The 18,874-nt window shown below is 65.8% G+C and carries 21 protein-coding genes and 1 tRNA gene; 14 read left to right on the top strand and 8 right to left on the bottom strand.

Annotation, left to right across the window (positions count from 1 at the left end):
- Positions 1-15: 15 nt before the first annotated feature.
- Together NKH51_RS13095 and NKH51_RS13090 are read right to left on the bottom strand one after the other, a co-directional pair.
- Entirely contained in the window at positions 16-483 is a 468-nt protein-coding gene (locus NKH51_RS13095) for a response regulator (protein WP_254762133.1), read from the bottom strand.
- Between the two features lie 22 nt (positions 484-505).
- Complete coding sequence (locus NKH51_RS13090) at positions 506-1,987, bottom strand: sensor histidine kinase (RefSeq protein WP_254762132.1); 1,482 nt, start codon at positions 1,985-1,987, stop codon at positions 506-508.
- Positions 1,988-2,134: 147 nt separating this feature from the next.
- Here NKH51_RS13090 and NKH51_RS13085 point away from each other — a divergent pair, with 147 nt between their 5' ends.
- Positions 2,135-2,512, top strand: coding sequence for a DUF7532 family protein (locus NKH51_RS13085; RefSeq protein ID WP_254762131.1), 378 nt, complete (start codon positions 2,135-2,137; stop codon positions 2,510-2,512).
- A 106-nt stretch (positions 2,513-2,618) separates the two neighbouring features.
- On the top strand, positions 2,619-4,052 hold the full coding sequence (locus tag NKH51_RS13080) for a ribonuclease FAU-1 family protein (protein ID WP_254762130.1): 1,434 nt from the start codon (positions 2,619-2,621) through the stop codon (positions 4,050-4,052).
- Between the two features lie 233 nt (positions 4,053-4,285).
- Here NKH51_RS13080 and NKH51_RS13075 read toward each other — a convergent pair whose 3' ends face one another.
- The 3 genes from NKH51_RS13075 to NKH51_RS13065 form a co-directional block, all read right to left on the bottom strand.
- A complete protein-coding gene (locus tag NKH51_RS13075; RefSeq protein WP_254762129.1) occupies positions 4,286-4,738 on the bottom strand; it encodes an NUDIX hydrolase in 453 nt (150 codons plus the stop codon).
- A gap of 144 nt (positions 4,739-4,882) precedes the next feature.
- The gene (locus NKH51_RS13070) at positions 4,883-5,017 is read right to left on the bottom strand and encodes a DUF7560 family zinc ribbon protein (RefSeq protein ID WP_254762128.1); all 135 of its coding nucleotides are present in this window, start codon (positions 5,015-5,017) and stop codon (positions 4,883-4,885) included.
- Between the two features lie 183 nt (positions 5,018-5,200).
- Positions 5,201-5,860: a helix-turn-helix domain-containing protein gene (locus NKH51_RS13065; protein WP_254762127.1), complete on the bottom strand. Its 660-nt coding sequence runs from the start codon at positions 5,858-5,860 to the stop codon at positions 5,201-5,203.
- Between the two features lie 84 nt (positions 5,861-5,944).
- On the opposite strand from NKH51_RS13065, the gene NKH51_RS13060 reads away from it, so the two are divergent.
- The 3 genes from NKH51_RS13060 (at position 5,945) to NKH51_RS13050 (ending at position 7,549) form a co-directional block, all read left to right on the top strand.
- Positions 5,945-6,721: an SDR family oxidoreductase gene (locus tag NKH51_RS13060; protein ID WP_254762126.1), complete on the top strand. Its 777-nt coding sequence runs from the start codon at positions 5,945-5,947 to the stop codon at positions 6,719-6,721.
- A 313-nt stretch (positions 6,722-7,034) separates the two neighbouring features.
- A complete protein-coding gene (locus NKH51_RS13055) occupies positions 7,035-7,214 on the top strand; it encodes a hypothetical protein (RefSeq protein WP_254762125.1) in 180 nt (59 codons plus the stop codon).
- A 65-nt stretch (positions 7,215-7,279) separates the two neighbouring features.
- Positions 7,280-7,549 (top strand): hypothetical protein, encoded by a 270-nt coding sequence (locus NKH51_RS13050; protein ID WP_254762124.1) that lies wholly within the window; start codon positions 7,280-7,282, stop codon positions 7,547-7,549.
- A 92-nt stretch (positions 7,550-7,641) separates the two neighbouring features.
- Here the strand turns inward: NKH51_RS13050 and NKH51_RS13045 are convergent, their stop codons facing one another.
- Entirely contained in the window at positions 7,642-8,697 is a 1,056-nt protein-coding gene (locus NKH51_RS13045; protein WP_254762123.1) for an aldo/keto reductase, read from the bottom strand.
- A gap of 145 nt (positions 8,698-8,842) precedes the next feature.
- On the opposite strand from NKH51_RS13045, the gene NKH51_RS13040 reads away from it, so the two are divergent.
- The 4 genes from NKH51_RS13040 to NKH51_RS13025 all read left to right on the top strand — a co-directional run bounded on the left by NKH51_RS13040 (position 8,843) and on the right by NKH51_RS13025 (position 11,005).
- Complete coding sequence (locus NKH51_RS13040) at positions 8,843-9,049, top strand: hypothetical protein (protein WP_254762122.1); 207 nt, start codon at positions 8,843-8,845, stop codon at positions 9,047-9,049.
- A 91-nt stretch (positions 9,050-9,140) separates the two neighbouring features.
- The gene (locus NKH51_RS13035; protein WP_254762121.1) at positions 9,141-10,028 is read left to right on the top strand and encodes an acyltransferase; all 888 of its coding nucleotides are present in this window, start codon (positions 9,141-9,143) and stop codon (positions 10,026-10,028) included.
- Positions 10,029-10,126: 98 nt separating this feature from the next.
- Positions 10,127-10,456, top strand: a complete 330-nt coding sequence (locus tag NKH51_RS13030; protein WP_254765152.1) for a DUF7577 domain-containing protein — start codon at positions 10,127-10,129, stop codon at positions 10,454-10,456.
- A gap of 234 nt (positions 10,457-10,690) precedes the next feature.
- Positions 10,691-11,005 (top strand): HalOD1 output domain-containing protein, encoded by a 315-nt coding sequence (locus NKH51_RS13025; RefSeq protein WP_254762120.1) that lies wholly within the window; start codon positions 10,691-10,693, stop codon positions 11,003-11,005.
- Positions 11,006-11,040: 35 nt separating this feature from the next.
- Here the strand turns inward: NKH51_RS13025 and NKH51_RS13020 are convergent, their stop codons facing one another.
- Complete coding sequence (locus NKH51_RS13020) at positions 11,041-11,790, bottom strand: TraB/GumN family protein (RefSeq protein ID WP_254762119.1); 750 nt, start codon at positions 11,788-11,790, stop codon at positions 11,041-11,043.
- Positions 11,791-12,260: 470 nt separating this feature from the next.
- On the opposite strand from NKH51_RS13020, the gene thsB reads away from it, so the two are divergent.
- The 4 genes from thsB to NKH51_RS13000 all read left to right on the top strand — a co-directional run bounded on the left by thsB (position 12,261) and on the right by NKH51_RS13000 (position 16,786).
- Positions 12,261-13,928 carry a thermosome subunit beta gene (gene thsB, locus NKH51_RS13015; RefSeq protein WP_254762118.1) on the top strand — a complete coding sequence of 556 codons (1,668 nt, stop codon included), beginning with the start codon at positions 12,261-12,263 and terminating at the stop codon, positions 13,926-13,928.
- Positions 13,929-14,880: 952 nt separating this feature from the next.
- Positions 14,881-14,953, top strand: a tRNA-Glu gene (locus NKH51_RS13010).
- A 21-nt stretch (positions 14,954-14,974) separates the two neighbouring features.
- Positions 14,975-15,268, top strand: coding sequence for a hypothetical protein (locus NKH51_RS13005; RefSeq protein WP_254762117.1), 294 nt, complete (start codon positions 14,975-14,977; stop codon positions 15,266-15,268).
- Between the two features lie 45 nt (positions 15,269-15,313).
- Positions 15,314-16,786 carry an RtcB family protein gene (locus NKH51_RS13000; protein WP_254762116.1) on the top strand — a complete coding sequence of 491 codons (1,473 nt, stop codon included), beginning with the start codon at positions 15,314-15,316 and terminating at the stop codon, positions 16,784-16,786.
- A gap of 118 nt (positions 16,787-16,904) precedes the next feature.
- Here NKH51_RS13000 and lrp read toward each other — a convergent pair whose 3' ends face one another.
- On the bottom strand, positions 16,905-17,369 hold the full coding sequence (lrp, locus tag NKH51_RS12995) for an HTH-type transcriptional regulator Lrp (RefSeq protein ID WP_254762115.1): 465 nt from the start codon (positions 17,367-17,369) through the stop codon (positions 16,905-16,907).
- 123 nt (positions 17,370-17,492) lie between these two features.
- Between lrp and glnA the strand changes: the two genes are divergently transcribed.
- The gene (gene glnA, locus NKH51_RS12990) at positions 17,493-18,845 is read left to right on the top strand and encodes a type I glutamate--ammonia ligase (protein WP_254762114.1); all 1,353 of its coding nucleotides are present in this window, start codon (positions 17,493-17,495) and stop codon (positions 18,843-18,845) included.
- Positions 18,846-18,874: the final 29 nt, after the last annotated feature.

Raw genomic sequence — 18,874 nt, 5'->3', positions numbered from 1 at the left:
GGTGATGGCGCGGGGCTACTCGATCGGATCAGTCGTCGAATACGCTCCCGGCGGCGGTCGTCCGGTATCGGAGACCGACGCCGCGATCGCCCGCACGAGCGCGATGTATTCGTTCGGGTCGACCGGCTTGACGTGATAGCCGTCCGCTCCTCGATGGTTCGTTTCGCGGATATCCTCCGCCGACTCCGAACTCGAGAAGACGACCACCGGAACGGATCGCAGCGCCGGATCGGCCCTGATCGCTTCGAGGATCGTTTTCCCGTCTACCTTCGGCAGGTTCAGATCGAGAACGACGACGGCCGGGGCCGAGCCGGCGTCGTCCCACCGGTCCACGTAGTCGAGGGCCTCCGCCCCGTCGGTGATGACGGGCACCGAACCGTCGGTGCTGCCCTTCTCGAGGGCCTCCCTGATCAAGTGGATATCGCCGGGGTTGTCCTCGATCAGCAAGATGTCGGCCGGATCGATGCCGTGGTCGCGAGTCATCGGCTGCTCTCGTTCGAACGCGTCATCGATCGGCTCCGACGAGCGTGAAGTAAAACGTCGCCCCCTCGTCGGGTTCGGCGTCGACCCAGATGTCGCCGTCGTGGATATCGACGATCTTTCGACACAGCGCCAGCCCGATCCCGGTCCCCTGGTACTCCTCGGTCGAGTGGAGGCGATTGAAGACCTCGAAGATCTGGTCCGCGTACGCCGGATCGATACCGATTCCCTCGTCGGCTACCGAGAACACGTAGCGATCGCTCCGTCGCTGCGCGTCGATTTCGACGTGGGGCGGTCCGTCGTCGGTGTACTTGATCGCGTTCGCGACGAGGTTGTGAAACACCTGCTCGAGCTGGGTCGGATCGCCGACGACCGTCGGGAGATCGCCGACGACGACCCCGGCGTCGGTCTCCTCGATCTGCAGTCGGAGGTCGTCAAGCACGGCCCCGAGGATGTCGTTACAGTCGACCGGCCGGAACTCGGCGTCCTGCGTATCGATCCGCGAGTACGAGAGCAGTCCGTCGACCATCTCCTGCATTCGGTTGGCTCCGTTGACGGCGAAGTCGATGTACTCCGCCGCCTCCTCGTCGAGTTCGTCCCCGTATCGGCTCTCGAGCAACTGCAGGAAGCTCGAGATCATCCGCAGGGGTTCCTGGAGGTCGTGGGAGGCGACGTACGCGAACCGTTTGAGGCGCTCGTTCGATTCCGCCAGCTCGTCGATGGTGTCGCCGAGCTCCGCTTTCGCTTCGGTCCTGTCGACGAGCGTTCCCAGCATCCGGTCGACATCGCGAGCGGGCTCGTCGGGGCCGAAGTACGCCTGCGGCGGCGTGTAGTAGAAGTTGTGACAGAGCGCACCGTCGTAGACGAGATGGGGGTGGGTCCGAACGATGTCCGCGAGTATTCCCGGCGGCATCGCCGGGCGGTCGTACTGGCAGAGCGCGATGCAGTCCTCGCCTTCGAAGAGGTCGTTCACGCGGCTCTCGTAGGCCATGAAGTCCTCGATCGACGTCCCGTCGTCGAGGAGCCAGTTCGTCTCCGCGGTGATCCGAAGCCCCTCGTACGCCCCCGCCGTCGCCTCGATCGTTTCGGCGTAGAACTCGAGCATCTCGTCGGGATCGAACGCGCCGTTCCGGAGGTAGGTCTCCTCGACCGAGTGGAACGTGAGCGCCCCGGAATCGGTGGCGGCGTCGACATCGACCCCGCCGTCGCGCAGTGCCGTGAGCACGTCCGCTTCGGACTGCTCGTCGATGACGTACATCACCCGTTCGCCGCGCTCTATCCCCTGTCTGACGAACGGAACCGTGGCCGCGATCCGCTCGTCGGGGGAGTCATAGAACAGCGCGATGTGTTCGTTCGCGTCCGCGCCATCGAGGGGCTCGACCGGCCCCCGAAACTCCGAACTCGAGCGGAGGGCTTCCAGGCCGGTTTCTACGCTCAGGGGTTCGGAGCGGGTCTCAGGTCCCCCCGACGTCTTCCCCGGGGCGTTGGATTCTGCCTCCTGACTCATTAGCCACTGGTGGTCGCCCGTCGGTAAGTATGCTTTGCCGGGTTTTCCGGACGCTCCGATCCCCGGAGGGGTCCGACGGGCAGCGCGGCCCCGTGACGGCCGATCGGACTCGGAATCCACAAAGGCCCGCCGCCCCAACCGACGCGTATGCACTTCGACCAGCGAACACAGCGCGCGCTTCGCGACGCCGGCCTCGAGACCGACGATCTCCGGGCCGCCTCCGTGGCGGTCGTCGAGGCCGTCCGGCGGGACGCGACGGCGCTCGAGGACTTTTTTGACGACCACGATACCGTCTACTCCGACATGGACATGGCCCACTCGCGTTCGGACTATCCGGAACACGCCGTCGACTACGCGGACATCACAACCCACGGCGGCGAGATGCGCGGTTGGCTCCGGTTCGACACGTGGGGTGTCTACGTCGAGGACGGCCGGATTCTAGACGACGGCTCGGTCGAACTCACCCTCGGACCGACGATCAACGATCGGGTGCGGTTCGCCGCCGACCGCGAGACGCTGCGGTGATCGCCGTGTTCGAGGACGCGGTTCGATCGCACTCGAGCGCGGGACGACGGCGGCTCGGAGAGCGACGGCCGACGGCGGGCCGTCGAGCGGTCACGGGGGACGGGCGATGACGACGGCCCGCGTCCGCGGCATCTACACCACGGCCGTCACCCGGCTGCTGGCCGAAGCCGGCTGCGAGGTCGTCCAGGCCTCCGAGCCGATTCGCGAGCGCTTCGACCGATCCTTCGACGCCGCGCCAGCGGCCGCCGCCGTCGAGACGACTCGCGACCGCCAGGGGGTCGGCGTCTCGGGCGAGCCCGACGCGGTCGAGACGGTCGCGGACGAACTCGAGGCCCTCGCGATCGACGCGTTCCGCTGGGCGGCCGACGCACCCCGGGGAGCCGTCTTCGACGCCGAAGTGCTCGAGGCCGGCGGCGGCAGCGGCGCCGTCGTCGATCTGGGTGACGGCCGCCGCGGCTTTCTCAAATACGACGGCGTCGACGGCTACGTCGACGACGGCAACCGCTACCGGGTCCAGGTCCGCGAGCCCGCGCCGCCGTGGGACGACGACCGACCGCTCGTCGCGCCGACGCTCGAGGTACAGGGTGGGCTCTGTACCCTCTCGCGCGATCGAAGCGGCGTCTCGGCGGCGCTGCGGGGCGAGCGCGCCGAGGAACTCGTCGGCATGACCGACCTGCTCTCCGTCGAAGTGCCCGACGGCTGGGGGATCCGCTGGCAGCATGCGGCCGCCGACGCGGACCTCGAGGCGATGGGGGACGCCCTCGAAGACGCCGCGAAGCGCGCGCGGCAACTCGAGGACGCCGTCGCCGACGCGCCGGCCGAGCCCGGCGAGCCGGGGCTGCTCGCCGCGCCCCGACGGACCGAGTGGTGTTGGTTCGGCCGCGAGTCCAGATTCGCCCTGGACGACGTTCGGCGGCGCGTCGAGACGACGATGCCGGGCCACCACCGGACGAAGGCGGCCGATCGAGCCGCGAGCGCGGCGGTCGACTTCGCCGAGGCGATCTGTGGCTCGCTCAGCGACAGCGTCGGCGACGGCGAGTTCCCGTTCGCCGCGGTCGCGCGCCAGTTCGGCCCCGAACGAGGCGACCGTCTCGAGATCGGCCACGGCAAACCCGACGGCCGACGCATCTCGCTGGGGCGAGGCGAGGTCACCGACTGGGCGCCCGAGGGGAAGGTCACCCTCGAGCGGTCCATGAGCGGCGGCGGCAGCTACGACGCGCTCGGCGCACCCAAAGAGGAAGGCGACGTGGCCGTCACGAAGTTCCGCGAGGGACGCTGGTGGTATCCGACGACGTACAAGGCCGCCGACGGCGCCTCGAAGGGGACCTACGTCAACGTCTGCACGCCGGTCGAACTGTTCCCCGACTGCGTGCGCTACGTCGACCTCCACGTCGACGTGATCCGGCAGAGTGACGGGACGGTCGACATCGTGGACGCAGACGAACTCGAGGCAGCCGTCGACGACGGGCTGGTGTCCGACGACCTGGCCGAGAAGGCGACGAACGTGGCCGAGGCCGTCGAGCGCGCGCTTTCAAAATAGGAGGGGCCGATCCACCCGGTCGTCCGACAGGTGGCTCTCGTCGTCGAGCACGCCCTCAGGCGGCCGTCGGCGAACAGGCGATCGATCTGACCGCGCGTGAAGCGGCCGTCGCAGTCGTCGCCGACGACGGTGACGATACCGTCGGTGGAAGCCCATCCCCGGAAACGCCGGCAAATCTAGCTCTTGTGGCGCGCCGGAGCGGCTCCTCCTCGTCGGGAAGGGGCGAGGAAGCGTCAGTCAGACGCGCTCACGGCGTCGCTGGAAACGGAGGCGGTCGGGAGGAGGCCGACGTACTCGTCGAGATCGAGCGCGAACTCTCGGGCGGTCGTCGGGCGGACCCAGCGGAACGCGAACTCGGCACCGTCTTCGTCGCCGCCGTCGCTGACGGTGTGGGTCCACTGATCGCGGGGTTCGTACACCGTCGAGTGGAAGAAGTGGCGTACGTACCGCCTGCCTTCGCGTCGCGTCCAGATGTCGGTCGTCAGATGTCGCGTGTCGCTCAGCGCTCCGAGTCCGCTCTCCTCGCGGACCTCTCTGAACAGCGCTTCTCGCGGCGATTCGCCGGGCTCGAGCGTCCCTTTCGGAATCTGAAGTCCCGCGTGTCCCGGACCGTCGAAGACCAACAGCTCGCCCGTCCCGCGAGTGATGTACGCACACGCCTTCCCGACGTACGTAACTTCGGTCATGATGCTAGCTACCACACCGTTCGGGTGTAAAAGCGTATCATGGGGGAGATTAAATGAGACTAAGGGTGTTGTATGCTGTTCTTGAAGTACCGTAATCGGGAGGGCGGAGACGGTACTCGAGCCTGCGTGGGTTCTCGATCGCGGTCACGTGGCGAAATGGTCTGCGCTTACTGACCGCCCGCAGACGGGACAGCCGTTCGCCAGCGTCGCCTCCCGCATCGGGCCCGTCACGGGGATCTCTCGACCGCAGTCTGGGCAGGTAAATTCGTACGGTTTCATGGATTTGGATGGTGCGTGCTCCGCCTAGAACATCGTTCTCGTCCCGGGTAGGGGGTGAGCCCAGATATAGAGGGACATATATATGGACTCTCGCTCGAGCGCCGTCGGCCGCCGCCCGATCGGCGGGATCGAGTCCACCGGCGTAGCTGTGTCGCTTCGCCGCGGGTTCGTCGCAGCGCTGGCTCACCCCTCGAGGACCGATTCGAGGAGCTTCGCTTCGGCCTTTCGCAGGTGTTCGGCGGCCGTACTCGGCGCGCAGTCGATCGCGTCTGCAATCGCCCGGTGGTCGGCTTCGCGCGGTATTTCGTAGTACCCCAACTCGTATGCGGCATCGATCGCCTCCCGCTGGCGCTCGCTCAGCAGCGACGCGAGGACGCCCGGCGCTGCCGCCAGCCCGCCGATTCCGCCGATCGTGGCGGTGATCGGCTCCGGAATCCTCTCGATGGCCGTCTGAATCGCGTCGGCCGGGCCGAACGCCGAGTACGACACCGTTCCGTCGGCGGCGTACTCGATCGGCGGGACCACGACGACCGGCGTTCGCGTAATCGTTTCGAACAGGTCTCGTGCCGACTCGGTGGTCGCGTCTCTGGTATACACGTAGAACGCGTCCGAACCGGCCGGCGCGACCTCGTAGGCCAGTACTTCGGAGATTTCGTCCATCGCCGAGACGAACGGTTCGCGGTCGCCGACGACGTAGTGCAACGCACCGAGTTCGTCGCCGGCGGCGTTCCACTGTAGCGCGGTCGCCCGGTCGACGTACGGTGCGTTCGTCAAAACGTCGTACATCGGGTGGATCTCGTCCTCGCGGCCGGCCGCGTCGAGCGTCACCCGAACGTGTTTCATGGGATAGCTGTCATCGTCACTGACTTAAATCCCACAGACGGATCCGGCAGTCACGATTCGACCGTCCGGGACGAACGCGTCGCTATGACCTGCCGAACGCTTCTGACGGGTGCCACCGGCACGCTCGGAACGGCGTTGCGACCGCGACTGCTCGAGGCGGGCCACGACGTGCTGGCCGCGAGTCGTTCGCCGCCGGACCACGGCGACGACGACCTCGAGTGGGTCGCGATGGATCTGGCCGACGGGACGGGCCTTCGAGACGCCGTCGCGGACGCCGATGTCGTCGTCCACGCGGCCAGCGCGCCCCGCGGCGACAGCGAGGCGATCGACGTGCGCGGCACCGAACGGCTGCTCGAGGCGGCCGCCGACGCGGGCGTCTCGAATTTCGTGTACGTCTCCATCGTCGGTATCGACGACGTTCCGTATTCGTACTACGAACACAAGCTGGCGGCCGAGCGGGCGGTCGAGGCGAGTGCGGTTCGATCGACGATCATCCGTATCACGATGTTTCACGAGTTCGTCGCCGAGTTGCTCGGCACGGTCTCGCGGCTGCCCGTTTGGCCGCTCCCGACCGGAATTCGCTTACAGCCGATCGACGTCGGAGAAGCGGCGGACGCAGTCGTCGGCCGCGCCACGCCCGAACCGGCCGGCCGTGTGCCCGATATCGGCGGCCCGGCGGTGCGAACGGTCGGTGATCTCGCACGGACCTACCGCGACGCCCGCGGCCTGCGGCGGCCGATTGTCCGTCTCCCGATCCCCGGAAAGACCGCCGCCGGTTTCAGAGCGGGTGGGGCAACCTGTCCGGACCGGGCCGTCGGGACGGTGACGTGGGACGAGTGGCTCGCGGAGCGGTTCGACTGACCACGGTCCCGCGAGCGCTGCCCATCCCCACATCGCCGCGACGAACGCGACCTGCGAGGCCACGAGCGTCGTCAGGGTCGCGAGCACGCACATAGAGCCCGCGGACGCGATCGAACTCGCCGTCGGCGGCGCGCTCGAGTCCTCGTCCGAGCGTCCGTAGTCCGAGCGTCCGTTAGCGCCACGAGCACGGGGAACGTGGCCAGCGCGAGGGGTGCCGGCGCGTGTTCGGGGCCGTAGTAGGTGCCGACGCTCCAGTTCAAGCGCGTTCGATGGACGTGTCGATGGCATCACGTGTCGACCGACGGGACACGGGATGAAAGACCGGCGCGCGCGACTGCAGTGGCGCGCGCTGGCGCTCGCCGTCCCGTTCCTGTTGCTGTTGGCCTACGTCGCGCTCCCGTTCGTCTCGGAACCGGTCGCGGCGATCCTCGGTCAGTGCAGTCAGGTGACGGGACTGGTCGCGATCCTGTACGCGCTTCGGATGCCGGCGTAGCCCGGTATGAGCCTCCGTACAGTTCAGGCTCAACGGTTAAGGTGTGTTACCATCAACCATCGTCGATGGGCACGTTAAACGAAGAGATGGCCGACGTACGGTCGGATGTCGACGGCGTGCGAGCACAGCTCAGGGAGGAGGTCCCGGAGTTCTTCGAGTTCGACGTCGCCGTCGGCAACATCACGTACAACGCAAACAGCAACAGCGTCTCCGTCACCGTCGAGCCGAGCTCACGGGCGCGAGAGCAGCTCTCGGAGGCACTCGGCGGCGTGAACGTGAAGACGGACGGGAAACTGGAGTTCGAGTTTCGACTCGTGAACTCGGAGGGCGACTGAGCGGATCGAACGCCCGGTGGCCGTCCTCGTGAGCCCGCCGCCGACCCCGGCTCGAGCCGTCGGTCGAATCGACTCACCCGCCGCGAGCCGATTCAATCAGCCGCGAGTTTGTCCAGGCCGGCCGATTCGATGTCCTCGCCGCCGACCGACGAGCGCAGCGCGTCCATCCCGTCGTCGCGGTCGATGTCGAAGCCGTTCGCGTAGAGGTCGTCGATGCGAGCCATCTCCTCGTTGGTGAGCCGCTGCAGGTCGCTGGCGGCCGCCCACTCGTCGATATCGTCCGTGGTGCGGAACGTCGGCGTCACGGTCGCCACGGGGTCGTGCGAGAGCAGCCAGATGATCGCGGCCTGCCCCATCGTTCGCTCGCCGTCGCGCTCGAGGAATCGGAGTTGCTCGAGTTTCTCCCAGCCGGTCTCGTACCACTCGTCGGGGCGGAAGCCGCGGTGGTCGCCCTCGCCGAGTTCGGTGTCGGGCGTGACCTGCTCGTTGAGGATGCCCGAGGAGTGGGGGACTCGCGGGATCAGGCTGGTCGACGAATCCGTTCGCCCGATCGTCTCGAGGAAGTGGTTGCCGACTTCCTGCTCTAAGACGTTCCAGACGAGTTGGACGGAGTCGAACTCCTTTTCGATCGCGAGGTCGCCCTCGGCGAGCCAGCCGATCGAGGGGCCGAGCGCGAGCCCGGTCGCGTCGATCAGTCCTTCCTCCTCGAGTTCGTCGAGGAGTTCGAGCACGTCTGGCGTGATCTCTTCGACGTTCGCGTTGTGAAGCTGAAGCACGTCGACCGAATCCACGCCGAGGCGCTCGAGGCTCTGTTCGACGGCCTCACGCAGGTACTCCGGCTCCATCTCTTTCGGGAGTTCGCCGTGGCCGGCCTGCGGATTGTTGTAGAAGTCGTAGCCGACCTTGGTGGCGACGGTGACCTCGTCGCGGACCTCGGACAGGGCCTTTCCGAGCAGTTCCTCGCTGCGGCCGTGCCCGTAGACGTCACCCGTGTCGAAGTAGGTGATCCCCTGATCGACGGCGTACTGAATCATTTCGAGGGCGTCGTCCTCCGAGCGGTCGCCCCACCAGTCGGTGCCGACGACCCACGCGCCAAAGCCCACCTCGCTGACCTCGACGCCCGAGTCGCCCAGTTCGGTATATCGCATACGCGCCCGTTCGGAGCGGGGGAACTTAGGGTGACCGGAACGCTTGAGCACCCGATCCGAACCCGTTCGGCGAGCGCCGCGCTCGCGCTCGGCGGCCCGACGAGTCGAACCGCTCTTGGTCACTCGCTCATACGTATCCGCAACGATGACGGCTCCCCGTTCGCGGCCCGTTCGACGCCTCTTGCTGGTCCTCGTCGCTGTCGCAGTAGTCGTCGCCGTCGCCGCGCTGTCGCTCGAGTTTCCGCGCGACCGCGTCACGGTCGGTGCGCTGATCGTCGGCGCGTCGCTGCTCGTCGGTGCGCTCGCGTTACCCGCGCTGATTCTCGCCGGTTGGCGCTCCAGCGGCGAGTGAATCCGTTCCCGGTAACCCGCGTGCAAGCGGGTCCGGCAACCCCCGCTGTACAACCGAACCACTATCAACTCGGCGGGCAATACTTCGGAGTATGACAAAGCGGTACGTGTCGCTCCCCGACGAGGCCGAAGCGGGGATGCGCGAGTTCATCGACGAGGTCGATCGACGGCTCTCGAGCGACGAGGACACCTGCTCGGTCGTCGAGGATGTCCTGATCGACCTCTCGGGTGACCGCGAGGCCTACGAGCGCTGGCAGAGCGGCGAGTCCGTTTCGCCGGCCGAGCGCGTCCGCCTGCAGAGCTACGATCCCTGTAACACGACCCTCGAGAGCGAGTACTACGCCGAGAAAGACGAGGAGCAGTTCCGCACCTCCAAGCACCTCCAGTGGCTCTGGCGGCAGTTCGACAGCCTGCCGATCGCGGACAACGTGGAGTTCGCGCTGCGCTTCCGGCGGATGCTCGCCGATCACCTCTTCGAGGAGTGTGGCGACGGCTGTCGCTTCTTCAAGGGGATCTCCTTTACCTACGGCCACAACATCACGATCGGCGACAACGCCGTCGTCCACGACGATGTCCACCTCGACGACCGAGGGAAACTGACCATCGGCGACCGCGTCTCGATCTCCGACGGCGTTCACATCTACAGCCACGACCACGATGTCGTCGACCAGACTGAGGTCCGCAACTACCACACCATCGTCGAGGACGACGTCCGTCTGACCTACGACTCGATGGTCCGCGCGGGCAACAAGGTTGGCGAAAACGCCATCGTCGGCGCCCGCGGCGTCGTTCAACACGATATCCCCGCCCACCACATCGCCGTCGGGATGCCCGCCCAGAGCGTCAAGATCAAACCCGGCTGGGAGGATGTCGCCACGCCGGTCGAGGAGGCCGGCGTCAACCGGCAGGAAGAACGCCATCTCCCGTACGACCTCCCCGACGACCTCGAGGTCTTCGACGAGTTTCAGCGCGACCTCTAGCCCTCGTGGCGGCCCGCCGTCGATACTCTTCGTGCCCCGACTTTCACGAATCGAAATGCGGGGAATATCCAAGTGCCTCGAGAACGTATCACATGCCGATGGAGCTCTGGGGCTGGCTCATCGGCTATATCGCGTTGTTCGCCCTGCTCCACCTGTTACTGTACTATCTGTACGCCCGCCGCGACGACGACGAGAGCGAGCGCACGCCGTCGCTGGCCGATCCGAACCGCGCGAGCATCCACTCGTCGCCCGGTCCGGATCGGTATCCCCGCGCCTCGGACGAGTTCGGCGACACCGACTTCCCGATGGACGCTCCCGAATCCGATCCCGACGGGGAGACGGTCCGTTGTCCACACTGTGGCGCGCCCAACGAGGCCGACCAGACGTTTACGTACTGCTGGAACTGCGCCTCCGCTATCCGGCAGTGATCGGTACTCGCGGACCGACCGCTGTCGGCCGAGAGAACGTCGCCCGTCGAACCGCTCTCGAGGGGGGCGACTCAGTCGTTTCGCTCGAGACGACAGTCGGAACCCAGTTCGGTCACTCTGCAGTGAATTTCACCGGAAGTGATTGCTAACGTCTGTTCGATCTGACGAATCGGGCTGGTAATGAACGATTACGCTTTTAGTCTTCAAACAGAGAGTGGTAGGAGACGAACCGCCATGAACGGATACGCACCTCCACCGTCGCAGTCTCGCTCTCCATCCTTGTATCGCGCCTCGCACGACCCCAATGGACCGGCCGCGCTGAGTACGACCGTGATTCACGCCCTCGCCGACTGTATGGGTGTCGACGTGACCGATAGCCGCGTCTCGCTGTACGATACCGTCGATCCCGACGCCCTCGACGACCTCTTTCGGCCCCGTTACGACGGGACGCCACGGGCCGGCGGCACTCTCTCGTTCGTCGTCAATGGCCACCGCGTTCGAGTCAGCGGCGACGGCGAGATTCTGATCGAACCGCCCGCACACCGCTAGCACATCGGTTCTCTCTTTCCGTCGAAACCCCGCCCCTACGCCGAGAGCTCCGCTGCGAGTCGCGCTAAGTGGTCGACGCCAACGACGGCGACGACGGTGCCCGGCTCCGAGCGAATCGTCTCGAGTCGATCGACCATACAGCGTTCGCGCGTCTCGTCTCGATACGCGAGCGCGCTGCCGTCGGTGTCGATGCTGCCCAGCAGCGCCTGCACGCCGGCGACGTGGGAGCGTTCGTGGTCGGCCTGGCGCTCGGGCGGATCGGTTCGATCGCAGTCGTACTCGATCCGATCATCGGGTGCGACGGTCATCGAGGTCGCGTGAGTCAGCGTCGCTGCGATCCGGCAGGCCATCGCCTCGCGGGTCGCGCCGCCGAGACCCGAGAGAACGCGCCGGGCCGTCGCGGGCGAGACGCGGTCGGCAACGAGTCGCGTGACGAGCTCGCGGACGAACGACCAGTTGGGGGCGTCGATTCCGACGGCGTCGGCGTCGGGAGCGGCGCGGATCGCCGCGCTCATCTCGCCGCCAAAGCGCGGCGGGGTCGGATCGTCCGCGTCGCCGCGGGCGTAGATCCTGTACAACGGCAGGGCCGCCGGGGGAAGTTCGAGTGCGAGCGTGTCGGGACCGACACGCTCTATGACGCGTTCCACTCGGGCGACGCTCGCGGGGTGGTCGTGGACGACGCCGACGAGTACGAGGTCGCCGGTCGTCTCGGGGAGGCGACGGCAGAACTGCGGAGTGACTCGCGGGTCGTCGAACGATTCGGTGACGGACGGGGACTCGTCCATTGCTCGAGTGGTAATACGGGACTACCGGCATAACCCTTCCGTCCCGTTGACTCGGACTCGAGTCAGTATTTCTACCGGTCGATCGACACCGGGATGGACACCGTTTCGTCGATGGAAAGCTGTGATTGAACGGCGAAGCGGTCCGCTCGGCGCGAACGTCGGGGCGGTGACTGTGGACCTTTGGCCGATTCGATCCGCGGATCGACGGTTCCGCCGGTCGTCGGAACCCTCGCTCTCGCGGTGTCCCGGCGCTCGAGCGGGGGCGACGCGGCCACTCACTATCCGATATAAAAACCCCTTGTCGCCCGCCGTCTGGGAACGATTGACGATCCGATTTCGCCGCCTGAATCGACGGCTGTCGTCCCGCACTACCCTGGTTTTTCTCGGTCGACGCTGAGAACGTCCGAGGACGAAGTCCAGCGGGATTGGGCAAGATTTATATAGAATCACAATCAATCATCCGCTCGACTATGAGTCAGCGAATGCAGCAGGGTCAGCCGATGATCGTAATGAGCGAGGACTCCCAGCGCGTCAAGGACAAGGACGCGCAGGATTACAACATCAGCGCCGCCCGTGCGGTCGCTGAAGCCGTTCGCTCGACGCTCGGTCCGAAGGGGATGGACAAGATGCTCGTCGACTCGATGGGATCGGTGACGATCACCAACGACGGCGTCACCATCCTCAAGGAGATGGATATCGACAACCCTACGGCCGAGATGATCATCGAGGTCGCCGAAACGCAGGAAGACGAGGCCGGCGACGGCACTACGACAGCCGTCGCGATCGCCGGTGAACTCCTCAAGAACGCCGAGGACCTTCTGGAGCAGGACATCCACCCGACGGCGATCATCAAGGGCTTCCACCTCGCCAGCGAGCAGGCCCGTGAGGAGATCGACGACATCGCGACCGACATCGACACCGACGATGAGGAACTCCTCCGAAAGACCGCCGAGACCTCGATGACCGGCAAGGGCACCGAGGTCAACAAGGAGTATCTCGCCGAGCTCATCGTCGAGGCCATCCGCCAGGTCACCGTCGAGGACGAGAACGGCGACAACGTCGTCGACCTCGAGTTCCTCAACATCGAGACCCAGACCGGCCGCAGCGCCGGCGAATCCGACCTCCTCGAGGGCGGCATCGTCGACAAGGACCCCGTCCACGACAACATGCCCACCGAGGCGACGGACGCCGACATCCTGCTGCTCGACGAGGCCATCGAGGTCGAGGAGACCGATGTCGACACCGAGGTTTCGGTCACTGACCCCGACCAGCTCCAGAAATTCCTCGACCGCGAGGAGAAACAGCTCCGCGAGAAGGTCGACCACATCGTCGACCTCGGCGCCGACGTCGTCTTCTGCCAGAAGGGCATCGACGACCTCGCCCAGCACTACCTCGCCAAAGAGGGCATCCTCGCGGTCCGCCGTGCCAAGAAGTCCGACCTCGAGTTCCTCCAGGAGGTCGTCGGCGCGTCGATCGTCTCCGATCTCGAGAGCGCGACCGCCGAGGACCTCGGTTTCGGTGACATCACCCGCGACGAGGAAGACGAACTGTTCTACGTCGAGGGCGAGGACGCCCACGGCGTCACCCTCCTGCTGCGCGGCTCGACCGACCACGTCGTCGACGAACTCGAGCGCGGCGTCAACGACGCGCTGGACGTCGTCGCCCAGACCGTCTCCGACGGCCGCGTGCTGGCCGGCGGCGGCGCGATCGAGGTCGAACTCGCCTCGCGCCTGCGCGACTACGCCGACTCCGTCTCCGGTCGCGAGCAGCTGGCCGTCGAGGCCTTCGCCGACTCGCTCGAGCTCGTCCCGCGCGTGCTCGCCGAGAACGCCGGCCTCGATTCGATCGACACGCTGGTCGACCTGCGTGCGGCCCACGACGACGGCGACGTCACGGCCGGTCTGAACGTCTTCACGGGCGATGTCGAGGACACCTTCGAGGCTGGCGTCGTCGAACCGGCCCACGCGAAGGAACAGGCCGTCACCTCCGCCGCCGAGGCCGCGAACCTCGTGCTCAAAATCGACGACATCATCTCCGCCGGCGACCTGTCGACCGACAAGGGCGACGACGAGGAAGGCGCGCCCGGCGGTGCCGGCGGCATGGGCGGCATGGGCGGCGGTATGGGCGGCATGATGTAGGAGCGGTTCGGAACGAACGCAGTGAGTGAGAACCGCTGAAAGCGAGCGGGGAACGTCGTCGCTCGGGTTCTTCGAACCGCTCGCTCGCCGACAGTCGCCGCGTAGTGACCGACCGGCATCGTTTCAGCTATTTTGAGACCGGTCAGAGACGCTAGCGCTGCTGTGTGGCCGTGGCTATGTGTCCCATACCCTGGGTAGAATTAATACAATCGCGCCGTGATGAGTAACTGAAGCGTTCACACCACGATCATCTTCGGTGACTCCACATGACGATCGCACACACCACCCGACGACCCGTTCGCTCGTCGCTAGTCGCGGGTGGGCTGGCCACCGGGCCAGTGGGCGATCAACGTGTGGAACCGGCCGTCGGTCACTGGACGATCGGTCCCATCGATTATCTCGAGGGGGCCACGTCCGGCGAAGGCCGGCTTTCTTCGCCCGTATAACTCGACCCCACGTGCGGACTACCCGCCCGGGGTCGGGGAACACGGGCTCGCCGCGTTCACTCCCATAGCAACGGTTCGATCCCGACGTTGGGATCGACGCTGGTGTGACCTGCGGCGCTTCGACCATCGTTTGCGTCGGATAGCGCTGCGGATCGTGGCTCGAGTAGCCACGACCCGTTCCATGTCCACGACCAGCAACGGCTGCGTGCCGACGCCGGGCGCTCCCGGCATCGGTCGTCGAACCCGGATACCGAACGCGGGGATGCTCATCGAGGCAGGCACACTCGACTGGCGCGCTCGAGCCGAGCGCACCGGGCGGTGTCGGCCCCGGAAGGGGCTGGAACCTGCACGAGCCGATGTAGCAGTCCCGGCCGCCAACGCGGCCGAAGCTCGCCCCACGCAGACGCACAGACGGACAACCACCTCTCGAGTCGAGGACGCGGCGGCCAGCAGTGCGGGAACGGGTGTTCGATGCACCCTCCCGCCGTCGTCGCGACGGATCCATTGCTCCAGTGGAGTAGCGGCCAAACTCGCGGCCCTTTCGAGGCCGATCCCCCGGTTCGAATCCGGGCTGGAGCATCCAGCTACCAATGTGATACGATGCCCCTCACCAGTACTACCGATACCCGACAGCGGACGACCCGTCTCGTCACGACCCGCATTCCGAACAGAGCGACGGGCGACCTCGAGACCGAGGCGGAGCGCCGTCTCGCGCGGATCGACGGCGTCGTTGCTGCAACTGTCGACGAACTGCGCGGGCTTGAACCCGCCCTCTCGGCGACGACCGTCACCGTCGCCGTCACGCTCGAGACGAGCGACGAGACGGCCGAGGCGAACCTGCGCGAGCGGCTCCTCGACGCCCCGTGCGTCGAAGATGTCACAGCCGTCTCGTAGGAATCAGTAAAGATACACGAATGAACACTGCAACAGACATCACCCATGACATTCGAAATCGATGGCGAGCAGACGACAGCAGTCGTACTGGGACCGAGAACGGCGTTCGACGAGAGTTTCGTCGAACAGGTTCAGGAGGTGGTCGACCACGAGGCGTTCCGGAATCCGGTTCGGATCATGCCCGACGGCCACCCCGGCGCGGGGAGCGTGGTCGGCTTCACGATGGCACTCGGCGACCGCATCTGTCCGAACACGGTCGGCGTCGACATCGGCTGTGGCATGACTGCGATCCGGCTCGACGACGACACCGGTCGGTGGCTGACCGACAGCCGCGGAGACGAAGCGCGGATGCACGACCTCGACGAGGACGTTCGACAGGCGATTCCGATGGGGCGATCGACGTTCGGCGATGCCGACCACCCGCCCCAGACGTACCATCTGGTCGATGACTTCCCGTGGGACCGCTGCGAGGCGAAACGCGAGTCGCTAAACGAACACTGGAACGGTGAGCCGATCGCCTCGCCACCGTACGGCAAGGAGTACTTCCTGGCTCTCTGCGACCGACTCGAGTACTCGCCGAAGCGGGCCATCGACTCGCTCGGGACCCTCGGCGGCGGGAACCACTTCGTCGAGATCGCCCGCTCCGAACGGACCGGCGCCTACTGGGTCATCGTCCACTCCGGCTCGCGGGGGATCGGCCTCTCGATCGCACGGTACTGGCAGGAACGGGCGACCGAGCACTGTGACGACCGCGCCGACGAGATCCGCGACCGCCTCGCCCCGATCGACGACCGCTACTACACGTTCGACCTCGAGTCGGTCAGCGACCGCGAGCTTCTCGACTGGGTCCAGGGCGGGATGGGCGAGGACTGGAAGGTGATGGACGCGGTCGTCGCGGACTACCGTGAGACCGAACCGGACCGGATCGACGAGACGAAAACCCGGCTGAACGAGATCGCCCGCTACGCCAGCGAGAACGGCGGCGGCGACGAGTTGGACTACCTCGAGGGGAGCGCTCGCCACGGCTACCTTCGAGATATGATCTTCGCGCAGACCTACGCCGCCGAGAGCCGTCGGCTGATGACTCGAGCCGTCGCGGACGTGCTCGACGCCGATATCGAGGAGACGATCGTCTCGACGCATAACTACATCGACTTCGAGGATCTAGTCATCCGCAAGGGTGCGACACGCGTTCACGACGGCGAACGCGGCGTTATTCCGTTCAATATGCGCGACGGCTCGATCGTCGTCCGTGGCACCGGAAACGACCGGTGGAACCGGTCCGCACCGCACGGTGCCGGGCGGCGCGGCTCGCGCACCTGGGCGTTCGAGGAGTTCACTCTGGCGGAGTTCAGCGCCGAGATGGCGGACGTCTTCTCGACGAGCGTCACCGAGGAAACGATCGACGAGGCGCCGATGGCCTACAAGGACCGCGACGTGATCAGAGAGCGGATCGGCGAAACCGCGACGATCGAGGACACTCTCGTTCCGGTGCACAACATCAAAGCCGAGGAGTGACGGCTCGGCCCGCTTCGCACAGCGTGGCTGCAGTCGTCGGACGGTGGACTAGCGGCTCTCTCGAGAGACACCAGCGTCACCACTCTCGATCGCGGAGCCGTCGAAAAGGACCGGCCGTTCAGGCGCTCTGCTCGACCTCAAGCTCGAACTGTTCGTTCTCGCTCACGGCGTTCAGGACGACGCTGGTGTTCGAAGCCTTGATATCCGGGTCGGTCAGAAGCTGTTTGATCTGGTCGTTCATGCCGTCGGTGTTTCTGAACTTGCCGATAGCGATCACGTCGTAGTCGCCGGTCACCTCGTAGACACTGGTCATCTGGCGGTGGTCGCGCAGCGTGTCGGTGATATCGGGCAGGGCGTTCCCTTCGACTTGCAGCTGGATGACCGCGGTCACGTCGTAGCCGACGGCGTCGTAGTCGACCTTCGGCGTGTAGCCTTCGATCACGCCCTCGTCCTCGAGATCGGAGAGGTGATTCGAGACGGTAGTGACGGAAACGTCGAGCTCCTCGGCGAGGCTACGGAGGCTCGCCCGGCCGTCGCCGAGAAGTGCATTCACTAGTTTTGCATCAAGATTTTCGTACGTCATCACATCTACCCACTCATTGGGGCCTTTAGAACTTTACGAATATGCAGTTTCCCGATAGTGAGCGAAGATTTGCACGGAACAGTAGTGTTTTAGTATACTGGTTACGAGGATACGACGAGAAAGATGACAAGCGGAAACCTCTCTGAGACCGAACAGGCGGTGCTCGACGAGATCGAAGAACAGGACGTGGACTTCCTGCGACTGCAGTTTACGGACATTCTGGGGACGGTCAAGAACGTCTCCGTGCCGGCCCGTCAGGCCGAGAAGGCGTTTACCGAGGGTATCTATTTTGATGGATCTTCCATCGAAGGCTTCGTTCGCATTCAGGAGTCGGACATGCGTCTCAAACCCGACCCCGAGACGTTCGCGATCCTCCCGTGGCGCCAGAAAGAGGAGAGCGCGGCCGCCCGAATGATCTGTGACGTCTACGACACCTCGACGGGCGAACCGTTCGAGGGCGACCCGCGTCGCGTCCTCAAGAACGCCCTCGACCGCGCCGACGAGATGGGCTATATGGTCAACGCCGCGCCCGAGCCGGAGTTCTTCCTCTTCGAGGAGGACGAGGACGGCCGTGCGACGACCAAGACCAACGACGCCGGCGGTTACTTCGACCTCGCGCCGAAAGACCTCGCCAGCGACGTGCGCCGCGACATCATCTACGGCCTCGAGGACATGGGCTTCGATGTCGAGGCGAGCCACCACGAAGTCGCCGAGGGTCAACACGAGATCAACTTCACCTACGACGACGCCCTGACGACGGCCGACAACGTCGGCACCTTCCGCACTGTCGTTCGCGCGATCGCCGCCCAGCACGATCTGCACGCGACGTTCATGCCCAAGCCGATCCCGCGAATCAACGGCTCGGGAATGCACACCCACATCTCGCTGTTCGAGAACGGCGAGAACGCCTTCCACGACGACGACGACGAATTCAACCTGAGCGAGGAGGCCCACTCCTTTATCGCCGGTATCCTCGAGCACGCGCCGGCGATCACGGCGGTCTCGAACCCGACGGTCAACAGCTACAAGCGCCTCGTGCCCGGCTACGAGGCGCCCGTCTACGTGGCGTGGTCGGACCGCAACCGCTCGGCGCTGATCCGCAAACCGGCTGCCCGAACGCCGGCCGCCTCGCGCATCGAAGCGCGCTTCCCCGACCCGTCCTGCAACCCGTATCTCGCGCTCGCCGCGCTCATCAACGCGGGTCTCGACGGCATCGAGAACGACCTCGAGTGCCCGGACCCGGTCCGCGAGAACATCTACGAGTTCGACGAGGAGAAACGCGAAGAGTACGGCATCGACACGCTCCCGACCAACCTCGGCGAGGCCGTCGAAGCCCTCGAGGAGGACGAGGTCGTCTACGATACGCTCGGCGACCACGTCGCCCCCAAGTTCGTCGAGGCCAAAGAACAGGAGTTCGAAGACTACCTCGTCGACGTCTCCCAGTGGGAGCTCGACCGCTACCTCGAGACGTTCTGAATCGCGCAGTGCTGTAGCTCGGCTTCGAA

It is taken from the genome of Natrinema marinum, assembly GCF_024296685.1.
Lineage (GTDB): Archaea > Halobacteriota > Halobacteria > Halobacteriales > Natrialbaceae > Natrinema > Natrinema marinum.
This window is presented reverse-complemented; position numbering and strand designations above follow the sequence as displayed.